This is a genomic window from Arthrobacter sp. Bi83, from assembly GCF_918698095.1.
In the GTDB taxonomy this organism is placed as follows: Bacteria; Actinomycetota; Actinomycetes; order Actinomycetales; family Micrococcaceae; genus Arthrobacter.
Genome location: NZ_CAKKLY010000013.1, coordinates 13,876 through 33,264, shown reverse-complemented (window position 1 = coordinate 33,264; position 19,389 = coordinate 13,876). Strand labels below are relative to the sequence as shown.

Genomic DNA, 19,389 nt, shown 5'->3' with positions numbered 1-19,389 from the left:
TTTTCAGCAACGATAGCAGGGCACATCACGCAGTCAGCCAGTCCGTCCGTCAGTCGGTCCCGGCAGGCTTGCTGCGGCTGAGCTTCCGGAGGGCGAGCGCGATGAGGCCGACGGCGATCAGCGCCAGCAGCACGTAGGTGTACTGGCGTATCGCCCACATGATGCACAGCCCAACCCCCGCTGCACCCCACCAGACGAGCATACGTTCGCTGTACCCCAGCCCCACCACCAGCACCGCTGCAAAGAACGCCAGCACCCAGAGTTGCTGGGCACCATTGCCGCCGAAGATCACCAGGAGGCCGCACAACGAGACCAGAGCGGCGGCGAGGCCAAGATACAGCCTGCCGGCGCCGGGCTGGCCCGACCTATACCGCAGCACGCCAAGCACCGAGGCGAGGACCACGTACCACTGGACCGTCCAGAATGTATCCGGCCAGGAGGAGCCAGGCAAGATCCCGTCCAGCCAGCCCGCGTGCTGCTGGGAGGGAGCGGCGAAGAGCGCCGCACGCTGGACGGCGGCCGTCACGGCCAAGGACCCGAGTTCTGCTGCCGGGCGTCGCACCGCAGCCGGGACCTCCAGCCAAATCACGACGGCGGTCATGGTCACCAGCGCTGCTCCCGCCCACGACGTCTCGCTGTACAGCAGCCCCACAATTCCCGCCACGGCGAGGCCCAGGACGGCAGCCCCGACCAGTGCAAGAAAGCGAACGTCGCCGCCCTGACTGGCCGCGGCGGGCGATCCTTCGGCCAGCGGCTCCCGGCCGTGCGGCCGGTGGCCGCGAATCTTTCCGGCAACGTAGAGTGCTGCGGCCGCGGTTCCGCACCCTGCCAGCCACGGAAGGTAGAAGCCCCAAAGCCCCGGAACATCCCCGAGGATTCCGTCCGCCGTCATCGTGGCCCCTGTCAGCGCAGCCAGGACTGCCGGCGGGTAGAACCCGGGCATGCACTCCACATGCGACGCCGCAAAGCACGCCGCCGAAAGACCCAGCACCGCCGCACCGGCAATCCAGTCCCCGGACGGAGGTGCCAGCATGGCTGACGCGGTGCCGAAGGAGACGGCTGCCGCCAGCCACAGCCAGTGGTCAACGCCGCCGCCGTTCCTGTGCCGGAAGAGTGTTCCGCCTACCGTGGCGGCCAGGGACAGCCCCAGCAGCGCCAGCGCGACGCCTGCATGACCCAGCAAGGGGGCTGCCAGGAAAGCAGTGGCCGCAAAAAGTTGCCCGAAGGGCAGAAGCGGCCCCATCGCAACCACCGCGAACAGCGCCGCATACACAGCCAGGTAGGCAGCCCCCCGGGCGGCAAACAACCGGCCGGCAGCGACAGCGGAGACCAGCAGCAGAAGCAGGGACAACAGCACTACCCAGCGGCCGCCGTCGTCCGCAATCAATCCCGCCCGGAATGGTTGCGCTACGTACGCGATCGGAAGAATCGCCTGGCTGGCCAGCGTGATCCAGACGGCTGCCTGCTGGAAGGGAACCTCCGTAAGGCGGTGCCGCATGAGCCAGCGGATCACGTGCTGCGCCGCGAGCACGAGCGCGAAGGTCACAGCAACAACGGTGGGTGAGGCCGAAACGTCATGACTGAGCACCACTGCCAGCGCTGCCGCAAGGATGCGGGCGGCAGCGAAGTACGCGCCCTTTGATGTGCGGTCCTCCACGGCAGCCACCATGGCTGCGCTGAAGACCGCGAAGACACCCAGCAGGATTTCGACGTCGGGAAGACTTGCCCCGCGCAGCACCAGCAGCAGGGCCAACGCTGCCGGAGCGAACACCGCAGACCACCGGTGCGTCCGCAGCACGTAGCCGGCGGCTGCGGCTCCCCCGGCCAGGAGCAGCGGTGCGAACGTGGCCTGCCACGACGGGGTTTCCGACGCGAAGACCGTGGCCGCCGCTAATACGATCGCGGCCGACTGCAGCGCCAGAAGCACGGCAGCGTCTGCCAACTGGCTGTCTTGTACCCTGCCGCGGGCTGCAGCCCGCAGGGGTATTGCGAGCTGGAGGGATAGTGCGACGGCGAGGACAGTGGCCGGGGCCAGCGCCTCGCCGCCCACGAGGATGGGGCCGTTGTCCCGCAGAATCTGATGGAACACTGTCAGCACCAGAGAGGTCGCGGCGGCGCGGCTGAACCACGAGTAGTACCGTCCCTGGGTTGGCGTTCCCGCGGATGCCATGCTGGAGCCTGTCCTGCCGGCGCGGATGGCAGTCACTGCCAGGTAGCCCGTAACGGTCAGCAACGCGGAGTTTCCCAGCGTGAGCGATACTGCGCCGAAGGCAAGCGGCACGGCAACAAGCGAGACGGCCAACGGAACGGCTTCCGCGATGGACGGCCGCCAGGGCTCCTCCCCGTATCGGCGAAACAGGTGCAGGCCGGCGGCCAGCGATGCCATGAGCTGGGCACCGATGGCGATGCCGCCAAAGTGTTCTGACGCCGGATAGAGGAACGGCTCGGGTTCGCCGAGCACCAGCGCAGCCATGGTTCCCACGCCCGCGACGGTGAACACGGCCAGGCTGATCTGCGGCGTCAGCGCTGGCACGTGGAGGCGGATCATCGCAGCTGTTGCCAGCTGCTGAATGACCAGGACAAGGCAGAGCGCCAGGGCTGCGGCCCGGAAGCGTGCGTCGTTCTCGCCGACGACTGCCGCCGTCAGGACAGGCACCGCCACCGTGAGGGTGATGCGCGCTGCGAGGACAAAATGCAGGCGCAGCGGCTCCGTGCGGGGGCGGGAGCACACGGCCCAGAAGGCGGCTCCGGCGACGAGCAGTCCCACCAGCGTCCACGCCCCGAGCCAGTCCGCCAGCAGTATGGCCATGCCGAGCGCAGCAACCGGGGCCCACTCGGCCCTCTCGCGGTGCCTGGCCGCAAGCACCGCGCCCGTCAGCAGCGCCAGCAGCGCGAGGGCCCACAGCGGGCTGCCGTCCGCACCCACCGGCGGCCCGGCCAGGAAGTCGAGCCGCTCCGCCACGGCGTAGGCCACCGTCAGCAGCAGCTCCAGGGCAAAGGTGACGAGGACGTCCAGCCTCCACCGGCGGTGGTGCAGGACGCCAAGGAGCAGGGACGGGAGGCGCCAGGCTCCCAGCCGGCCCGCTGTGCGTTCCTGGTCCGGAGGCCCATTACCCACGACCGACACAAGGGCCTGGATGGCCAGCAGCACGGCCGCCGCGGCAAGGGCGGCACTCCCCCGCCCGCTCAGGTTCCAGACGGCCACTGACGCCGCCACCGTCAGGCTTGCCCGGGCAGCCAGAAACTGGAGCGTCCGGAACTGCGCCCCGGGGGCCACGGACGTCACCGCGAAATAGCATCCGCACATCGCCATGATCCGGGCGTAGTCACCGCGTCCGAGCATCAGCGGAACCAAGGTGGCAGCCACCGCCACGGCGGGAACGATGAACGGATGCAACTGGGCAAGCGGCCTGACGTACAGGGGCGGCAGCCACCGCGGCTTCAGTATGGCCAGGACAGTGAAGAAAACCGCCACCCCGATCAGTGCAGTGAAGTACCAGATCAGCGCCCCACCCAGGACGGACACCCCGGACCAGGCGGTGGACGCAACGAAGCTCAGTGAGAGATAGACGAGGACCCGGCTCTCGAGCCGGACGGCCGCCATGACGTATGCCGCGGTGCCGACGGCCGATGTAACCAGCCAGGCAAGCGGAGCATTGTGGAGGGCAAGGCTGTACATCGCGAGGCCTGTCACGGGAATCAATGCCAGCCCGGTGCCCGAGAAGGCAACGGCGGCAGGCCTCAGCCGCGGCGCCCTCGCATGGAGCATCAGTCCCGCAGCATAAAACAGCGCGGTGATGGCGCACACGCCGGCAAACCGAAGTGGCACGGGAAGCCCCGTGCCAACAAAGAGCGCACCGGCGGCGACCAGGAGCAAACTGGCGACGTAGAGCGTGACATTGATATTCTGCCGCTCACGTTTGGCCCGCGCCATGTCCCGCTCCGCACGGAGTTCTGCCTCCACATGCGGAGGGACGGAAGCGTACACCGGAGCGGTTGCCGGTCCCAACGGAGCCGGCCGCCTCACCGGCCCGGCTGCCGGCGGCCGCGGCTGGCTGGCGGGCGAGGGAGGCGCAGCGAGCGAGGCCGGCCGGTCCGGTTCACCCGCTGCCGGTTCAGTCGCTGCCTCGGTATTGGCCAAAGCGTCCAGCCATCCTTGGAGATGGCCGGCCCTAAAGCCGGCGCTGTACGCCTCATCAGTAGAGGTCCACATGCCGCCGCCTTCCGACCACTGCTGGCGGCGCAACGCCCCGGCAGCAATTAATCCAATGAATGGATAAAGGATAGCAAAAAACAGCCCCGCTGCACTAGCAGCGGGGCTGTTTAGAAGATCCGTCAGGCCGTTACCGGGCCCTCTGATCCATGATCAGCAAGGACTACTTGATGATCTTGGTGACGCGTCCCGAACCAACGGTGCGGCCGCCTTCGCGGATAGCGAAGCCGAGGCCCTCTTCCATGGCGATGGGCTGGATGAGCGCAACGGTCATCTCAGTGTTGTCGCCAGGCATAACCATTTCCGTGCCTTCCGGCAGGGTGATAACGCCGGTTACGTCCGTGGTGCGGAAGTAGAACTGCGGGCGGTAGTTGGAGTAGAACGGGTTGTGACGTCCGCCTTCGTCCTTGGAGAGGATGTAGACGTTAGCCTCGAAGTCGGTGTGCGGGGTGATGGAACCCGGCTTGACGACAACCTGGCCACGCTCTACGTCATCGCGCTTCAGACCGCGGAGCAGGAGGCCACAGTTCTCGCCCGCCCATGCTTCGTCGAGCTGCTTGTGGAACATCTCGATACCGGTAACCGTGGTCTTCTGGACCGGGCGGATACCGACGATCTCGACCTCGGAGTTGATGGCGAGGGTTCCACGCTCGGCGCGGCCCGTTACAACGGTGCCACGGCCGGTGATGGTGAAGACGTCTTCGATCGGCATCAGGAACGGCTTGTCACGGTCACGTACCGGGTCCGGAACGGAGTTGTCGACAGCTTCCATGAGGTCCTCGACGGACTTAACCCAAACCGGGTCGCCTTCGAGTGCCTTAAGGCCGGAAACGCGAACAACCGGAGCCTCATCGCCATCGAAGCCCTGAGCCGAAAGCAGCTCACGAACTTCCATTTCGACGAGGTCGAGGAGCTCTTCGTCATCGACCATGTCGGACTTGTTCAGCGCGACCAGCAGGTAGGGAACACCAACCTGGCGGGCGAGCAGAACGTGCTCGCGGGTCTGAGCCATCGGGCCGTCAGTGGCGGCAACCACGAGGATTGCACCGTCCATCTGTGCAGCACCGGTGATCATGTTCTTGATGTAGTCAGCGTGACCCGGAGCGTCTACGTGTGCGTAGTGGCGCTTCTCGGTCTGGTACTCAACGTGGGAAATGTTGATGGTAATGCCGCGCTGACGCTCTTCGGGAGCAGAGTCAATAGACGCGAAGTCGCGCTGCTCGTTGAGAGTCGGGTACTTGTCGTACAGCACCTTGGAAATGGCGGCCGTCAACGTCGTCTTACCGTGGTCAACGTGACCAATGGTACCGATGTTAACGTGCGGCTTAGTCCGCTCGAACTTTGCCTTTGCCACAGGTTCCTCCTAGAACGTTTTCAAATGACTTACCCTTCGACCGCGCTTGTCGCGGCAGAAACTTCAGCAAGTCTACTTGGGGGGCTTTGGATTGGTGAAATTTGCAGATTCAGGAACTAATACTAGTGCCTAGAGCCTGTTTGCGCAGACGGCAGGATCCGATCAGGACCGGGGCCGGCCGTCTGCGCCGGGCGAGGTTCCGTTTCCGGAATCACACCCAAGTTGCTCGCGAGGACAGTCGGAAGACTATTCGCCGCGGTTCTTCTGGATGATCTCGTCGGCAAATGCCTTCGGGACCTCCGCGTAGCTGTGGAACGTCATGGAGTACACAGCGCGGCCCTGGGTCTTTGAACGCAGGTCGCCGATGTAGCCGAACATGCCGGACAGCGGGACGTGCGCACGGATAACCTTGACGCCCTGGGCATCCTCCATGGACTGCATCTGGCCACGGCGGGAGTTGAGGTCACCAATAACTTCACCCATGTATTCCTCAGGGGTGCGGACCTCGACATCCATCAGCGGTTCGAGCAGGATGGGGTTCGCCTTGCGTGCGGCTTCCTTGAAAGCCATACGGCCGGCGATCTTGAACGCCATTTCCGAGGAGTCAACATCGTGGTACGCGCCGTCAATCAGCGTCGCCTTGATGCCAACAACCGGGTAGCCGGCCAGGACGCCGTCGTTCAGTGCATCCTGGATACCGGCGTCAACGGACGGGATGTACTCGCGCGGGATACGGCCACCAGTGACCTTGTTCTCGAACTCGTACAGCTCGCCTTCGGACGTGTCCAACGGCGCGATCGCGATCTGGATCTTCGCGAACTGGCCCGAACCACCGGTCTGCTTCTTGTGCGTGTAGTCGTGACGCTCTACACCACGCTTGATGGTTTCGCGGTAAGCAACCTGCGGCTTGCCAACGTTCGCCTCGACCTTGAACTCGCGGCGCATGCGGTCCACCAGGATGTCCAGGTGGAGCTCGCCCATGCCGGCGATGATGGTCTGGCCGGTGTCTTCGTTGAGGGAGACCTGGAAGGTCGGGTCCTCAGCGGAGAGCTTCTGGATGGCCGTGGAGAGCTTCTCCTGGTCACCCTTGGTGTTCGGCTCGATCGCCACAGAGATCACGGGCTCCGGGAAGCTCATGGACTCGAGGACGATCTGGTTGCTGGAGTCGCACAGGGTGTCGCCCGTGGTGGTGTCCTTCAGCCCGATCGCTGCGTAGATGTGGCCGGCGGTAGCGCCCTCGACGGGCATTTCCTTGTTGGCGTGCATCTGGAACAGCTTGCCGATGCGCTCCTTCTTGCCCTTGGTGGAGTTGACCACCTGGGCACCTGCCTCGACGTGACCGGAGTACACGCGGATGAAGGTGAGCTGACCGAAGAACGGGTGGGCAGCAATCTTGAAGGCCAGAGCCGAGAACGGCTCCTCGGAAGACGGCGCGCGCGTCAGTTCCTTCTCTTCGTCGCGAGGATCGTGACCGATCATCGGCGGGACGTCGAGCGGGTTCGGCAGGTAGTCCACCACTGCATCAAGCATCGGCTGGACGCCGCGGTTCTTGAAGGCGGAACCACAGAAGACCGGGTACAGCTCAGAGTTGATCGTCATCTTGCGGATGCCGGCCTTGAGCTCATCGACGGTGATTTCTTCACCTTCGAGGTACTTTTCCATGAGTTCTTCAGAGGACTCGGCGACGGCCTCGACAAGCGCTGCGCGGTACTCCTCGGCCTTTTCCTTGAGGTCAGCCGGGATCTCCTGGACCTCGTACTTGGCGCCCATGGTCACATCGCCCTTGGCATCGCCGGGCCATACGAGTGCGCGCATGTAGAGCAGGTCGACGACGCCAACGAAGTCGTTCTCTGCACCGATGGGCAGCTGCATGACCAGCGGCTTGGCGCCAAGACGGCTGATGATCGTGTCTACGGTGAAGTAGAAGTCAGCACCGAGCTTGTCCATCTTGTTGACGAAGCAGATACGCGGAACGTTGTACTTGTCAGCCTGACGCCAAACGGTCTCGGACTGCGGCTCAACGCCTTCCTTGCCGTCGAACACGGCAACTGCACCGTCGAGGACGCGCAGGGAGCGCTCAACCTCAACCGTGAAGTCCACGTGGCCCGGGGTGTCAATGATGTTGATCTGGTTGTTTTCCCAGAAGCAGGTCACGGCGGCAGACGTGATGGTGATGCCGCGTTCCTTTTCCTGTTCCATCCAGTCGGTGGTCGACGCGCCGTCGTGCGTTTCGCCGATCTTGTGGTTCACACCTGTGTAGAACAGAATGCGCTCGGTGGTGGTGGTCTTGCCGGCATCAATGTGGGCCATGATGCCGATGTTGCGGACCTTACTAAGGTCTGTAAGCACGTCCTGTGCCACGGTGTCTCCCTTTCGGATGGACTACGCGTTCGCCGCCGGCTCATCTGAGCCGGCGGCGTACGGGAAGTTTTACCAGCGGTAGTGTGCGAAGGCCTTGTTCGACTCGGCCATCTTGTGGGTGTCTTCGCGACGCTTCACAGCGGCACCGAGACCATTGGAGGCATCCAGGATTTCGTTCTGGAGACGCTCGGTCATCGTCTTTTCGCGGCGGGCCTTCGAGTAGCCGACCAGCCAGCGGAGGGCGAGGGCGGTGGAGCGGCCCGGCTTGACCTCAACCGGAACCTGGTAGGTTGCGCCACCGACACGGCGGGAGCGGACCTCGAGGGAAGGCTTGACGTTGTCCATGGCCTTCTTGAGGGCGGCAACGGGGTCGCCACCGGACTTGGCGCGTGCACCTTCGAGGGCGCCGTAGACGATGCGCTCTGCGGTGGACTTCTTGCCGTCAACCAGGACCTTGTTGATCAGCTGAGTGACCAGCGGGGAGCCGTAAACGGGATCTAGTACGAGCGGCCGCTTGGGGGCCGGACCCTTGCGAGGCATATTACTTCTTCTCCATCTTTGCGCCGTAGCGGCTGCGGGCCTGCTTACGGTTCTTGACACCCTGGGTATCGAGGGCGCCGCGGACGATCTTGTAGCGGACACCGGGAAGGTCCTTCACACGACCACCACGAACGAGCACAATGGAGTGCTCCTGGAGGTTGTGGCCCACACCGGGGATGTAGGCGGTTACTTCAATGCCACCGTTAAGGCGCACACGTGCAACCTTACGCAGAGCCGAGTTCGGCTTCTTCGGGGTCGTGGTGTACACGCGGGTGCAGACACCGCGGCGCATCGGGCTGCCGTTAAGCGCGGGAGCCTTGGTCTTTTTGACCTTCGGCGTGCGGCCCTTGCGGACCAGCTGGTTAATCGTAGGCACTTTCGTGTTCTCCGTTTTATCCGGAGCGGCCTCTGACAGCCGCTCTCCTGTTGCTTTGCCCCGCCGCCCGAGCTTTGAAGAAGTCTCCAGAGCAGCTGAGGCGAAGCCTTTAATAGTCGGATCGCACACATGGGGAATGACGTGACTTTCGTCTTCAAAAGTCCCCTAGGCATGCAAAAATGTGGCATACGTTGCACAAGAACCCTGCAAACCGGAAACGTCGCTCTGGTTCAGCCTTTCGGCTGTACCGGCGCACTCATCCACTGCCACAATAACAATTGGTCACAAGTCTAACACGGACTCCCACCAGGCCTTAATCGGAGGGGATCCCTGCCCTTAAACAACAACGCGGGGTCACTCTGAGCCCAATCCACGGTGCGGATTGGGCCGTAAGTGACCCCGCGTTGTCAAGAACGGCTACCGGAAGTCGTTGCCGAGGTCGTAGTCATCCAGCGGGATGGCGTGGAACTCGGGAGCTCCGTCGCCGCCCAGGGTGTCGTAGGAGAAGTCGCTGAACGCGCTGGGGCCGGTGAACAGGTTGGCCTTTGCTTCTTCAGTCGGTTCCACCGTGACCTCGGTGTAGCGCGGGAGACCCGTGCCGGCCGGGATCAGCTTACCGATGATGACGTTCTCCTTGAGGCCGAGCAGCGGATCGCTCTTGCCTTCCATGGCCGCCTGCGTCAGGACGCGGGTGGTCTCCTGGAAGGAAGCTGCGGACAGCCAGGACTCGGTGGCCAGGGAGGCCTTGGTGATGCCCATGAGCTCAGGACGTCCGGAAGCCGGAGTCTTGCCCTCGGACACAACGCGGCGGTTGGCATCCTCGAAGCGGCTGCGCTCGGCCAGCTCACCGGGGAGCAGGTCCGATTCGCCGGATTCGATGACCGTGACGCGGCGCAGCATCTGGCGGACGATGACCTCCACGTGCTTGTCGTGGATGCCGATGCCCTGGCTGCGGTACACGCCCTGCACTTCGTCCACGAGGAACTTCTGTGCGGCACGCGGGCCCATGATGCGCAGGACCTGCTTCGGGTCGACCGGACCGTTGATGAGCTTCTGGCCCACCGTGACGTGCTGGCCGTCTTCGATCAGGAGACGTGAACGGCGCAGTACCGGGTACGCGATCTCTTCGGAACCGTCGTCCGGAGTGATGACCAGACGCATCTGGCGCTCGGACTCTTCGATGGTGATGCGTCCGGCTGCTTCCGCAATCGGTGCCACACCCTTCGGAGTACGGGCTTCGAAGAGCTCCTGGATACGGGGCAGACCCTGGGTGATGTCGTCTCCACCGCTGGCGGAAACAGCACCACCGGTGTGGAACGTACGCATGGTCAGCTGGGTGCCCGGCTCACCGATGGACTGCGCGGCGATGATGCCAACAGCCTCGCCGATGTCGACGGTCTTGCCCGTGGCCAGCGAACGGCCGTAGCACAGCGCGCAGGTGCCGACGCTGGACTCACAGGTGAGTACAGAGCGGACCTTGACCTCGGTGATGCCGGCTGCGAACAGCTCGGCGATCACGACGTCACCGCAGTCGGTGCCGCCGGCTGCCAGGATGTTGCCCTTGGAGTCAACGACGTCCACGGCCAGCGTACGGGCGTAGGCGCTGTTCTCGACGTTCTCGTCCAGGACGAGTTCACCGTTGGCATCGACGACGGCGATCGGGGTCACGAGGCCGCGCTCGGTCCCGCAGTCCTCTTCGCGGACGATGACGTCCTGCGAAACGTCCACCAGACGACGGGTCAGGTAACCCGAGTTGGCGGTACGCAGGGCGGTGTCAGCCAGACCCTTACGGGCACCGTGCGTGGCGATGAAGTATTCCAGCACCGACAGGCCCTCGCGGTACGAGGACTTGATCGGACGCGGGATGATTTCACCCTTCGGGTTGGCCACCAGGCCACGGATACCCGCGATCTGACGGACCTGCATCCAGTTACCACGTGCACCGGAGGACACCATGCGGTTGATGGTGTTCATCGGCGACAGGCTGTCGCGCATTGCCTGGGCAATCTCGTTGGTCGCCTTGTTCCAGATCTCGATCAGTTCCTGGCGACGCTCGTCGTCGTCGATCAGGCCCTTGTCGTACTGGCCCTGGATCTTGGCAGCCATGGTCTCGTATCCGGCGAGGATCACCGGTTTGTCCTTGGGTACCTCAATGTCGGAGATAGCCACGGTCACGCCTGAACGGGTTGCCCAGTAGAATCCGGCATCCTTCAGGTTGTCCAGCGTTGCGGCTGTGACCACCTTCGGGTAGCGCTCGGCAAGGTCGTTGACGATCCGGGACAGTTCGCCCTTGTCTGCAACATCCTCAACCCACGGGTAGTCCTCGGGCAGGGTCTCGTTGAAGAGAACCTGGCCGAGCGAAGTCTCAACCAGCGCGGTCTGACCCTGCTCCCAGTCTTCCGGAGCTTCCCAGCCGGCGTAAGGGACAAAGCCCTCAAGCCGGATTTTGACCTTGGAGTTCAGGTGCAGCTCGTGCAGGTCGTAGGCCATGATGGCTTCCGACACCGAAGCGAAGATCCGGCCTTCGCCAGCTGAACCGACACGCTTGGTGGTCAGGTGGTAGAGGCCGATGATCATATCCTGCGAAGGCAGGGTGACCGGACGGCCGTCGGACGGCTTCAGGATGTTGTTCGAGGAGAGCATCAGGATGCGTGCCTCAGCCTGCGCTTCGGGGCTCAGCGGCAGGTGGACTGCCATCTGGTCGCCGTCGAAGTCGGCGTTGAAGGCGCCACAGACCAGCGGGTGAAGCTGGATGGCCTTGCCTTCAACGAGCTGCGGCTCGAACGCCTGGATGCCGAGGCGGTGCAGGGTAGGTGCACGGTTCAGCAGCACCGGGTGTTCGGTGATGATCTCTTCGAGGACGTCCCAGACCTGCGGACGGTAACGCTCAACCATGCGCTTGGCTGACTTGATATTCTGCGCGTGGTTGAGGTCAACCAGGCGCTTCATCACGAACGGCTTGAAGAGCTCCAGGGCCATCTGCTTGGGCAGGCCACACTGGTGCAGCTTCAGCTGCGGGCCGACGACGATGACCGAACGGCCGGAGTAGTCAACGCGCTTGCCGAGGAGGTTCTGGCGGAAACGTCCCTGCTTGCCCTTGAGCATGTCGCTCAGGGACTTCAGCGGACGGTTGCCCGGTCCGGTGACCGGACGGCCACGGCGGCCGTTGTCGAAGAGGCTGTCAACGGCTTCCTGAAGCATGCGCTTCTCGTTGTTGACGATGATCTCCGGGGCACCCAGGTCAAGCAGTCGCTTGAGACGGTTGTTGCGGTTGATCACGCGGCGGTAGAGGTCGTTGAGGTCGGAGGTCGCGAAGCGGCCACCGTCCAGCTGGACCATCGGGCGCAGTTCCGGCGGGATCACCGGGACGGCGTCCAGCACCATGCCCAGGGGGCTGTTGTTGGTGGTCAGGAACGCGTTGACAACCTTCAGGCGCTTGAGGGCACGGGTCTTGCGCTGGCCCTTGCCGTTGGCGATGATGTCGCGCAGCTGGTCAGACTCGGCCTGCATGTCGAAGTTCTCAAGACGCTTCTTGATGGCTTCGGCACCCATGGAGCCTTCGAAGTACATGCCGTAGCGGTCGCGCAGCTCGCGGTAGAGGCCTTCGTCGCCTTCGAGGTCAGCGACCTTCAGGTTCTTGAAGCGGTCCCAGACCTGCTCGAGGCGCTCGATCTCGGCGTCGGCACGCTTGCGCACGTTCGCCATCTGGCGGTCGGCGGAGTCGCGGGCCTTCTTCTTGTCGGCAGCCTTGGCGCCTTCGCCTTCGAGGCGGGCAAGCTCGTTCTCGAGGTCGCGGGCGATCGTGGCGATGTCGGAGTCGCGGTTGTCGATCAGCTGCTTCTTCTCGATGTCGTGCTCAACCTGCAGGTTGGGCAGTTCTTCGTGGCGGCTGTCGGCGTCGACGCTCGTGATCATGTAGGCAGCGAAGTAGATGACCTTTTCGAGGTCCTTCGGTGCCAGGTCAAGGAGGTAGCCCAGACGGGAGGGAACGCCCTTGAAGTACCAGATGTGGGTTACGGGCGCAGCCAGTTCGATGTGGCCCATGCGCTCACGGCGCACCTTGGCACGGGTGACCTCAACGCCACACCGCTCACAGATGATGCCCTTGAAGCGCACGCGCTTGTACTTGCCGCAGTAGCATTCCCAGTCACGGGAGGGGCCGAAGATCTTCTCGCAGAAGAGGCCGTCCTTCTCGGGCTTGAGCGTGCGGTAGTTGATGGTTTCCGGCTTCTTAACCTCGCCGTACGACCAGCCACGGATGTCTTCCGCGGTGGCGAGGCCGATCTGCATGAGGCCGAAGGAGGATTCGCTGGACATATGGTCCCTGTTCTCTCTTGTTCTCTAAATTCTGAAGTCTTGGGTTACGGGAAAAGGGAGGGAGGAGCCGACGGCGGGTGGTCACCCGCCGTCGGACCTCACCTAAACCTCTTCTACGGAACTGGGCTCTGCACGAGACAGATCGATGCCCAGTTCTTCCGCAGCCGTGAAGACTGCGTCATCAGAGTCACGCATTTCAATCGTGGTTCCGTCTGTGGAAAGCACTTCCACGTTCAGGCACAGCGACTGCATTTCCTTGATCAAGACCTTGAAGGACTCAGGAACGCCCGGCTCCGGGATGTTCTCGCCCTTGACGATGGCTTCGTAGACCTTCACACGACCGTGGATATCATCCGACTTGATCGTGAGGAGCTCCTGGAGCGTGTAGGCGGCGCCGTAAGCTTCGAGCGCCCACACTTCCATTTCACCGAAGCGCTGGCCACCGAACTGTGCCTTACCACCCAGCGGCTGCTGCGTGATCATGGAGTACGGGCCGGTGGAGCGCGCGTGGATCTTGTCGTCCACCAGGTGGTGGAGCTTCAGGATGTACATGTAGCCGACCGAGATCGGATCCGGGAACGGCTCGCCGGAGCGGCCGTCAAACAGGCGGGTCTTGCCCGAGGAGTTGATCAGGCGCTCACCATCGCGGGTCACGTTGGTGGAGTCCAGCAGGCCCGTGATTTCCTCTTCGCGGGCACCGTCGAAGACCGGCGTTGCAACAGTGGTCTGGCCACTCTCGCGCGGCAGGTTCGGCAGCTGCTTGGCCCACTCGGGCTCGCCTTCGATCTTCCAGCCGGTCTTGGCAACCCAGCCGAGGTGCGTTTCCAGCACCTGACCGACGTTCATACGGCCCGGGACACCCAGCGGGTTCAGGACGATATCAACGGGGGTACCGTCGGCAAGGAAGGGCATGTCCTCGATCGGGAGGATCTTGGAGATAACACCCTTGTTGCCGTGGCGGCCGGCGAGCTTGTCGCCGTCGGTGATCTTGCGCTTGGCGGCCACGTAGACGCGGACCAGCTGGTTCACGCCCGGGGGCAGCTCGTCGTCGTTGTCGCGGTCGAAGACGCGGACGCCGATGACGGTGCCGGACTCGCCGTGGGGCACCTTCAGGGAAGTATCGCGGACTTCGCGGGATTTCTCGCCGAAGATGGCGCGCAGCAGGCGCTCCTCCGGGGTCAGCTCGGTTTCACCCTTCGGGGTGACCTTTCCGACCAGGATGTCGCCGGCTTCAACCTCTGCACCGATGTGGATGATGCCGCGCTCGTCCAGGCCCGCCAGGACTTCCTCGGACACGTTGGGGATGTCACGGGTGATTTCCTCGGCACCAAGCTTGGTGTCGCGGGCATCGATCTCGTGCTCCTCGATGTGGATGGAGGAAAGAACGTCCTCGGCAACAATGCGCTGCGAGAGGATGATGGCGTCCTCGAAGTTGTGGCCTTCCCATGACATGAATGCCACGAGCAGGTTCTTACCGAGGGCCAGTTCGCCCTGGTCCGTTGCCGGGCCGTCAGCGATGATGCCGCCGACCTCCAGGCGCTGGCCTTCGCTCACCAGAACGCGGTTGTTGTAGCAGTTGCCCTGGTTGGAGCGGGCGAACTTGTTGATGCGGTAGTTGGTTTCCGTACCGTCGTCGTTGAGCATGATGACGAGCTCGGCGGACACCTCGGTGACCACACCGGCCTTTTTCGCGATGGTGACGTCGCCGGCGTCGACTGCAGCGGCGCGCTCCATGCCGGTACCGACGAACGGCGCCTCGGAACGGACCAGCGGCACGGCCTGGCGCTGCATGTTGGCACCCATGAGTGCGCGGTTAGCATCGTCATGCTCGAGGAACGGGATCAAGGCAGTAGCCACGGACACCATCTGGCGCGGGGAAACGTCCATGAACTCGACCTCGCCGGCGGGAACCAGCACAGGCTCGCCTCCACCACCACGGGCGCGGACCAGGACGGTCTCTTCGGCGAACTTCTTGTTCTCGTCCAGCGGAGCGTTGGCCTGAGCGATCAGGACCTCTGCTTCGTCGTCGGCCGTCAGGTACTGGACCTCGTCGGACACGACGCCTTCGGCGACGAGACGGTAAGGAGTCTCGATGAAACCGAACGGGTTGATGCGGCCGTAGGAAGCCAGCGAACCGATCAGACCAATGTTCGGGCCTTCAGGGGTTTCGATGGGGCACATACGTCCGTAGTGGGACGGGTGAACGTCTCGGACTTCCATGCCTGCACGGTCACGGGACAGACCACCGGGGCCAAGCGCAGACAGACGGCGCTTGTGGGTGAGACCCGAGAGCGGGTTGTTCTGGTCCATGAACTGCGACAGCTGGGACGTTCCGAAGAACTCCTTGATCGCTGCCACAACCGGGCGGATGTTGATCAGGGTCTGCGGCGTGATCGCTTCGACGTCCTGGGTGGTCATACGCTCGCGGACGACGCGCTCCATGCGGGACAGGCCGGTGCGGACCTGGTTCTCGATGAGCTCGCCAACGGCGCGGATGCGGCGGTTGCCGAAGTGGTCGATGTCGTCGATCTCGACGCGCAGCTCGTGGTCCTGGCCATCGCGCTTGCCCGTGAGGGTCTTCTCACCGGCGTGCAGCGCAACCAGGAACTTGATCATGGCGACGATGTCTTCAACGTGCAGGACCGAAGCTTCCTTGTCGCCAAGGGAGCGGTCGATGCCAAGCTTGCGGTTGATCTTGTAACGGCCAACCTTGGCCAGATCGTAGCGCTTGGAGTTGAAGTACAGGTTGTCCAGCAGGGACTGGGCAGCCTCGACGGTGGGCGGCTCGCCCGGTCGCAGCTTGCGGTAGATGTCCAGCAGGGCGTCTTCGCGGGTTTCGGTGGCGTCCTTCTCCAGCGTGGCGCGCATGGAGTCGTACTGGCCGAACTCCTCGAGGATCTGGCCTTCGGTCCAGCCGAGGGCCTTCAGCAGCACGGTGACGGACTGCTTGCGCTTGCGGTCGAGGCGCACGCCGACCTGGTCGCGCTTGTCGATCTCAAGCTCGAACCATGCACCGCGGGACGGGATGATCTTTGCGGTGAAGATGTCCTTGTCGCTGGTCTTGTCAGCGGTGCGCTCGAAGTAGGCGCCCGGTGAGCGGACCAGCTGGGAGACGACGACACGTTCGGTGCCGTTGACGACGAAGGTGCCCTTCTCGGTCATCAGCGGGAAGTCACCCATGAACACGGTCTGCTGCTTGATTTCGCCCGTGTTGTTGTTCATGAATTCGGCCTTGACGTACAGCGGTGCCGAGTACGTTGCGTCCCGGTCCTTGCATTCAGCCATGGTGTACTTCGGATCAGCGAACTCCGGATCGGAGAAGCTCAGGGACATGGTGCCCTGGAAATCCTCAATCGGGGAGATCTCTTCGAAGATGTCGGAAAGACCGGAGGTGGTGGCGACGCTGAGGTCGCCTTCTTCGACGGCCTTCGCTACGCGCGCCTGCCAGCGTTCGTTTCCGACCAGCCAGTCGAAGCTGTCCGTCTGCAGGGCAAGGAGATTCGGAACGTCAAGAGGTTCGTGAATCTTTGCGAATGAGAGCCGGCGAGTGGCACCATCGGTGCTTGCCGTATTAGCGGTTTCGTTATTAGAGGTGCTCGAGGCGACCAAGAGGGATCCTTCCACAGACCTTCAGGCGTTTTCAGATCTCCCCCGCTATGTACCCTGCAGAGTGACTCCGCAGTGCTACCATCCGGTTCCGCTATATGACCCGGGACCTGGTCTGCCCATGCTGGTGACGTTGTATACGGCACATTGATGGAGCAGCTGCCAGGAGAAGCCCACCGCTATATGAAGGCTGAAGGTAAACAGGGAAGACGCAAATATCTACGATACGGCAAAACTTAACGCGTGTCTACCCCACTTCGAAGCTTATTGCAAGCACCGTTGCCGTAGGCACCTAGTTGGCGCGGCACAGTGCCGCAGTGGAATTCCGGCACCCGCCGCAGCGTTTGAATGGATAGGTGACGGGGCTCACGGTAGCCTAGGCCTACATTCATTCAGATCGGAAGAGATAACCATGACCAACTCCGCAGACAACAATGACGTTGTCATCCTGTCCGGCGCCCGGACGCCGCAGGGCCGTCTCAACGGACAGCTGGCGAGCTTCACCGCCGTCGAACTCGGCGCGCACGCCATCAAGGCGGCCATCGCCGCCAGCGGGCTTCGCGCCGACCAGGTGGACGCGGTCATCATGGGCCAGGTGCTTCAGGCCGGGGCCGGCCAGAACCCGGCCCGGCAGAGCGCGATCGGCGCCGGCATCGGCTGGAACGTGCCTACGGTGACCATCAACAAGGTCTGCCTTTCAGGGCTGACCGCCGTGATCGACGCGGCGAGGATGATCCGCAGCGGCGATGCCGCCGTCGTTGTCGCGGGTGGCCAGGAATCCATGACCCGGGCACCGCATGTTCTTCCGGGCTCGCGCCAGGGCTGGGCGTACGGCGCTGTCCAGGCGCTCGACGTGGCCGCGCACGACGGCCTGACGGACGCCTTCGACGGGCAGTCCATGGGACTCTCCACCGAGACCAAGAACCTGGTCCTGGGCATCGACCGGGCGTCGCAGGACAACGTGGCGGCCCAGTCTCACCAGCGCGCGGCCATCGCCGCCAAGAACGGGGTCTTCGACGGCGAAATCGCACCGATCAGCGTCAAGCAGCGCAAGGGCGATCCGGTGGTCGTGGCCACGGACGAAGGGATCCGTCCGGACACGTCCGTCGAATCGCTGGCAGGGCTTCGCGCCGCGTTCGTCACGGACGGGACCATCACCGCCGGCAACTCCTCTCCCCTGTCCGACGGCGCCTCGGCCCTGGTGCTGACGTCCCGCAAGTTTGCCGAGGACAACGGGCTGGAATTCCTGGCGGTTGTCGGCAGGCCCGGCCAGGTGGCCGGGCCGGACAACTCACTCCACTCCCAGCCCTCCAACGCGATCCGGAATGCCCTGGACCGGGCGGGCTGGACCACTGCCGATCTGGACTTCATTGAAATTAATGAGGCTTTCGGTTCTGTGGCCGTGCAGTCGCTCAAGGACCTGGACTACCCGCTGGAGCAGTGCAACATCCACGGCGGCGCCATCGCCGTCGGCCATCCGATTGGCGCCTCCGGCGCCCGGCTGGCGCTGCACGCGGCACATGAACTGAAACGGCGCGGCCAAGGCAAGGCTGCGGTCTCCCTGTGCGGCGGCGGCGGGCAGGGCGAAGCCCTCCTGCTGTACCGGGACTGATGAAAGCCCTATCGGCCGGAGGCGCGGACGGCTCTGGCAGGGAGCGCTTCCTTGCCGACGCCGCCGCCCGCGGCCTCGACGTCGAACTCGTGGAGCGGCTTGCGGCGCACAGCCTCGAGGAGGCTGCGCAGATCCTCGGCATCACGCCGGCCGATATTGTGAAGTCCCTCGTCGTGAAGCACAAGGACGGCAGCTTCCTGTTCGCCCTCATTCCGGGCGACCGCCAGATCTCCTGGCCCAAGCTTCGGAGCCTGGTGGGCGTCAACAAACTCTCGATGCCCGCGGCGGACGTGGCCCTGGAGGCCACTGGCTACGAACGCGGGACCATCACCCCGCTGGGCAGCACCACGGCCTGGCCCGTATATGCAGACCAGACCATTGCCGGCCGCCGCATCTCCATGGGCGCGGGCCAGCACGGCTACAGCGCCTTCGTGGACGCCGACGCCCTGACAGCGGCGCTCGGTGCGGTGGTGGCTGATATCAGCGACCCCAATTAGACGCAGCTGTGGTTTAAAACGCAGGAAACCCCGCCCACCGGAGTGGACGGGGCTTCCAAGAGCAAAGCGTGTGTTACTTGAGGGTAACGCGTGCGCCGGCTTCTTCGAGCTGAGCAATAGCCTTCTCTGCAGCTTCCTTCGTAACGCCTTCGAGAACAGCCTTCGGAGCGCTGTCAACCAAGTCCTTGGCTTCCTTGAGGCCGAGGGAGGTGATGGCGCGGACTTCCTTGATCACTGCGATCTTCTTGTCGCCAGCAGCTTCGAGAACGACGTCGAATTCGGTCTTCTCTTCGGCTTCTTCAGCAGCGCCGGCAGCGGGGCCAGCAACGGCGACAGCAGCAGCCGTAACTTCGAAGGTCTCTTCGAAGAGCTTGACGAACTCGGAGAGCTCGATGATGGTCAGTTCCTTGAAAGCTTCAATGAGCTCTTCGTTGCTGAGCTTCGCCATGGTGTGGCGTCCTTCCTATAGGTGGTGCTTGGCGGCCTGAGCCGTTGCCTTCACACCGGAGTCTG

Annotated in this window: 10 protein-coding genes; 2 read left to right on the top strand and 8 right to left on the bottom strand. The window is 63.7% G+C overall.

What is annotated here, in order from left to right; genetic code table 11:
* Positions 1-49 precede the first annotated feature (49 nt).
* From LQ144_RS08320 to rpoB, 7 genes are all read right to left on the bottom strand, one after another.
* Positions 50-4,213 carry a hypothetical protein gene (locus LQ144_RS08320; protein ID WP_230118105.1) on the bottom strand — a complete coding sequence of 1,388 codons (4,164 nt, stop codon included), beginning with the start codon at positions 4,211-4,213 and terminating at the stop codon, positions 50-52.
* A 163-nt stretch (positions 4,214-4,376) separates the two neighbouring features.
* Positions 4,377-5,567, bottom strand: coding sequence for an elongation factor Tu (tuf, locus tag LQ144_RS08315; RefSeq protein ID WP_108600234.1), 1,191 nt, complete (start codon positions 5,565-5,567; stop codon positions 4,377-4,379).
* 246 nt (positions 5,568-5,813) lie between these two features.
* Positions 5,814-7,928, bottom strand: a complete 2,115-nt coding sequence (fusA, locus tag LQ144_RS08310; protein WP_230118104.1) for an elongation factor G — start codon at positions 7,926-7,928, stop codon at positions 5,814-5,816.
* Between the two features lie 69 nt (positions 7,929-7,997).
* Complete coding sequence (rpsG, locus tag LQ144_RS08305; RefSeq protein ID WP_026531948.1) at positions 7,998-8,468, bottom strand: 30S ribosomal protein S7; 471 nt, start codon at positions 8,466-8,468, stop codon at positions 7,998-8,000.
* Between the two features lies 1 nt (position 8,469).
* Complete coding sequence (rpsL, locus tag LQ144_RS08300) at positions 8,470-8,844, bottom strand: 30S ribosomal protein S12 (protein ID WP_018773658.1); 375 nt, start codon at positions 8,842-8,844, stop codon at positions 8,470-8,472.
* Between the two features lie 417 nt (positions 8,845-9,261).
* Positions 9,262-13,161, bottom strand: a complete 3,900-nt coding sequence (locus LQ144_RS08295; protein WP_230118103.1) for a DNA-directed RNA polymerase subunit beta' — start codon at positions 13,159-13,161, stop codon at positions 9,262-9,264.
* A gap of 102 nt (positions 13,162-13,263) precedes the next feature.
* Positions 13,264-16,770 (bottom strand): DNA-directed RNA polymerase subunit beta, encoded by a 3,507-nt coding sequence (rpoB, locus tag LQ144_RS08290; RefSeq protein WP_230118102.1) that lies wholly within the window; start codon positions 16,768-16,770, stop codon positions 13,264-13,266.
* Positions 16,771-17,179: 409 nt separating this feature from the next.
* On the opposite strand from rpoB, the gene LQ144_RS08285 reads away from it, so the two are divergent.
* Both LQ144_RS08285 and LQ144_RS08280 read left to right on the top strand, forming a co-directional pair.
* Complete coding sequence (locus LQ144_RS08285) at positions 17,180-18,379, top strand: acetyl-CoA C-acetyltransferase (protein WP_230118101.1); 1,200 nt, start codon at positions 17,180-17,182, stop codon at positions 18,377-18,379.
* Positions 18,379-18,876 (top strand): YbaK/EbsC family protein, encoded by a 498-nt coding sequence (locus LQ144_RS08280; protein WP_230118100.1) that lies wholly within the window; start codon positions 18,379-18,381, stop codon positions 18,874-18,876. The genes LQ144_RS08285 and LQ144_RS08280 overlap by 1 nt, the downstream gene beginning before the upstream one ends.
* 73 nt (positions 18,877-18,949) lie before the next feature.
* On the opposite strand, the gene rplL is transcribed toward LQ144_RS08280, so the two are convergent.
* Positions 18,950-19,324, bottom strand: coding sequence for a 50S ribosomal protein L7/L12 (rplL, locus tag LQ144_RS08275; RefSeq protein WP_230118099.1), 375 nt, complete (start codon positions 19,322-19,324; stop codon positions 18,950-18,952).
* Positions 19,325-19,389: the final 65 nt, after the last annotated feature.

Excerpts from the sequence above, each read along its gene's own strand:
- LQ144_RS08320 (WP_230118105.1), bottom strand. The coding sequence starts at position 4,213 with ATGTGGACCTCTACTGATGAGGCGTACAGCGCCGGCTTTAGGGCCGGC.
- rpsG (WP_026531948.1), bottom strand. The coding sequence starts at position 8,468 with ATGCCTCGCAAGGGTCCGGCCCCCAAGCGGCCGCTCGTACTAGATCCC.
- LQ144_RS08295 (WP_230118103.1), bottom strand. The coding sequence starts at position 13,161 with ATGTCCAGCGAATCCTCCTTCGGCCTCATGCAGATCGGCCTCGCCACC.
- LQ144_RS08285 (WP_230118101.1), top strand. The coding sequence starts at position 17,180 with ATGACCAACTCCGCAGACAACAATGACGTTGTCATCCTGTCCGGCGCC.
- LQ144_RS08280 (WP_230118100.1), top strand. The coding sequence starts at position 18,379 with ATGAAAGCCCTATCGGCCGGAGGCGCGGACGGCTCTGGCAGGGAGCGC.
- rplL (WP_230118099.1), bottom strand. The coding sequence starts at position 19,324 with ATGGCGAAGCTCAGCAACGAAGAGCTCATTGAAGCTTTCAAGGAACTG.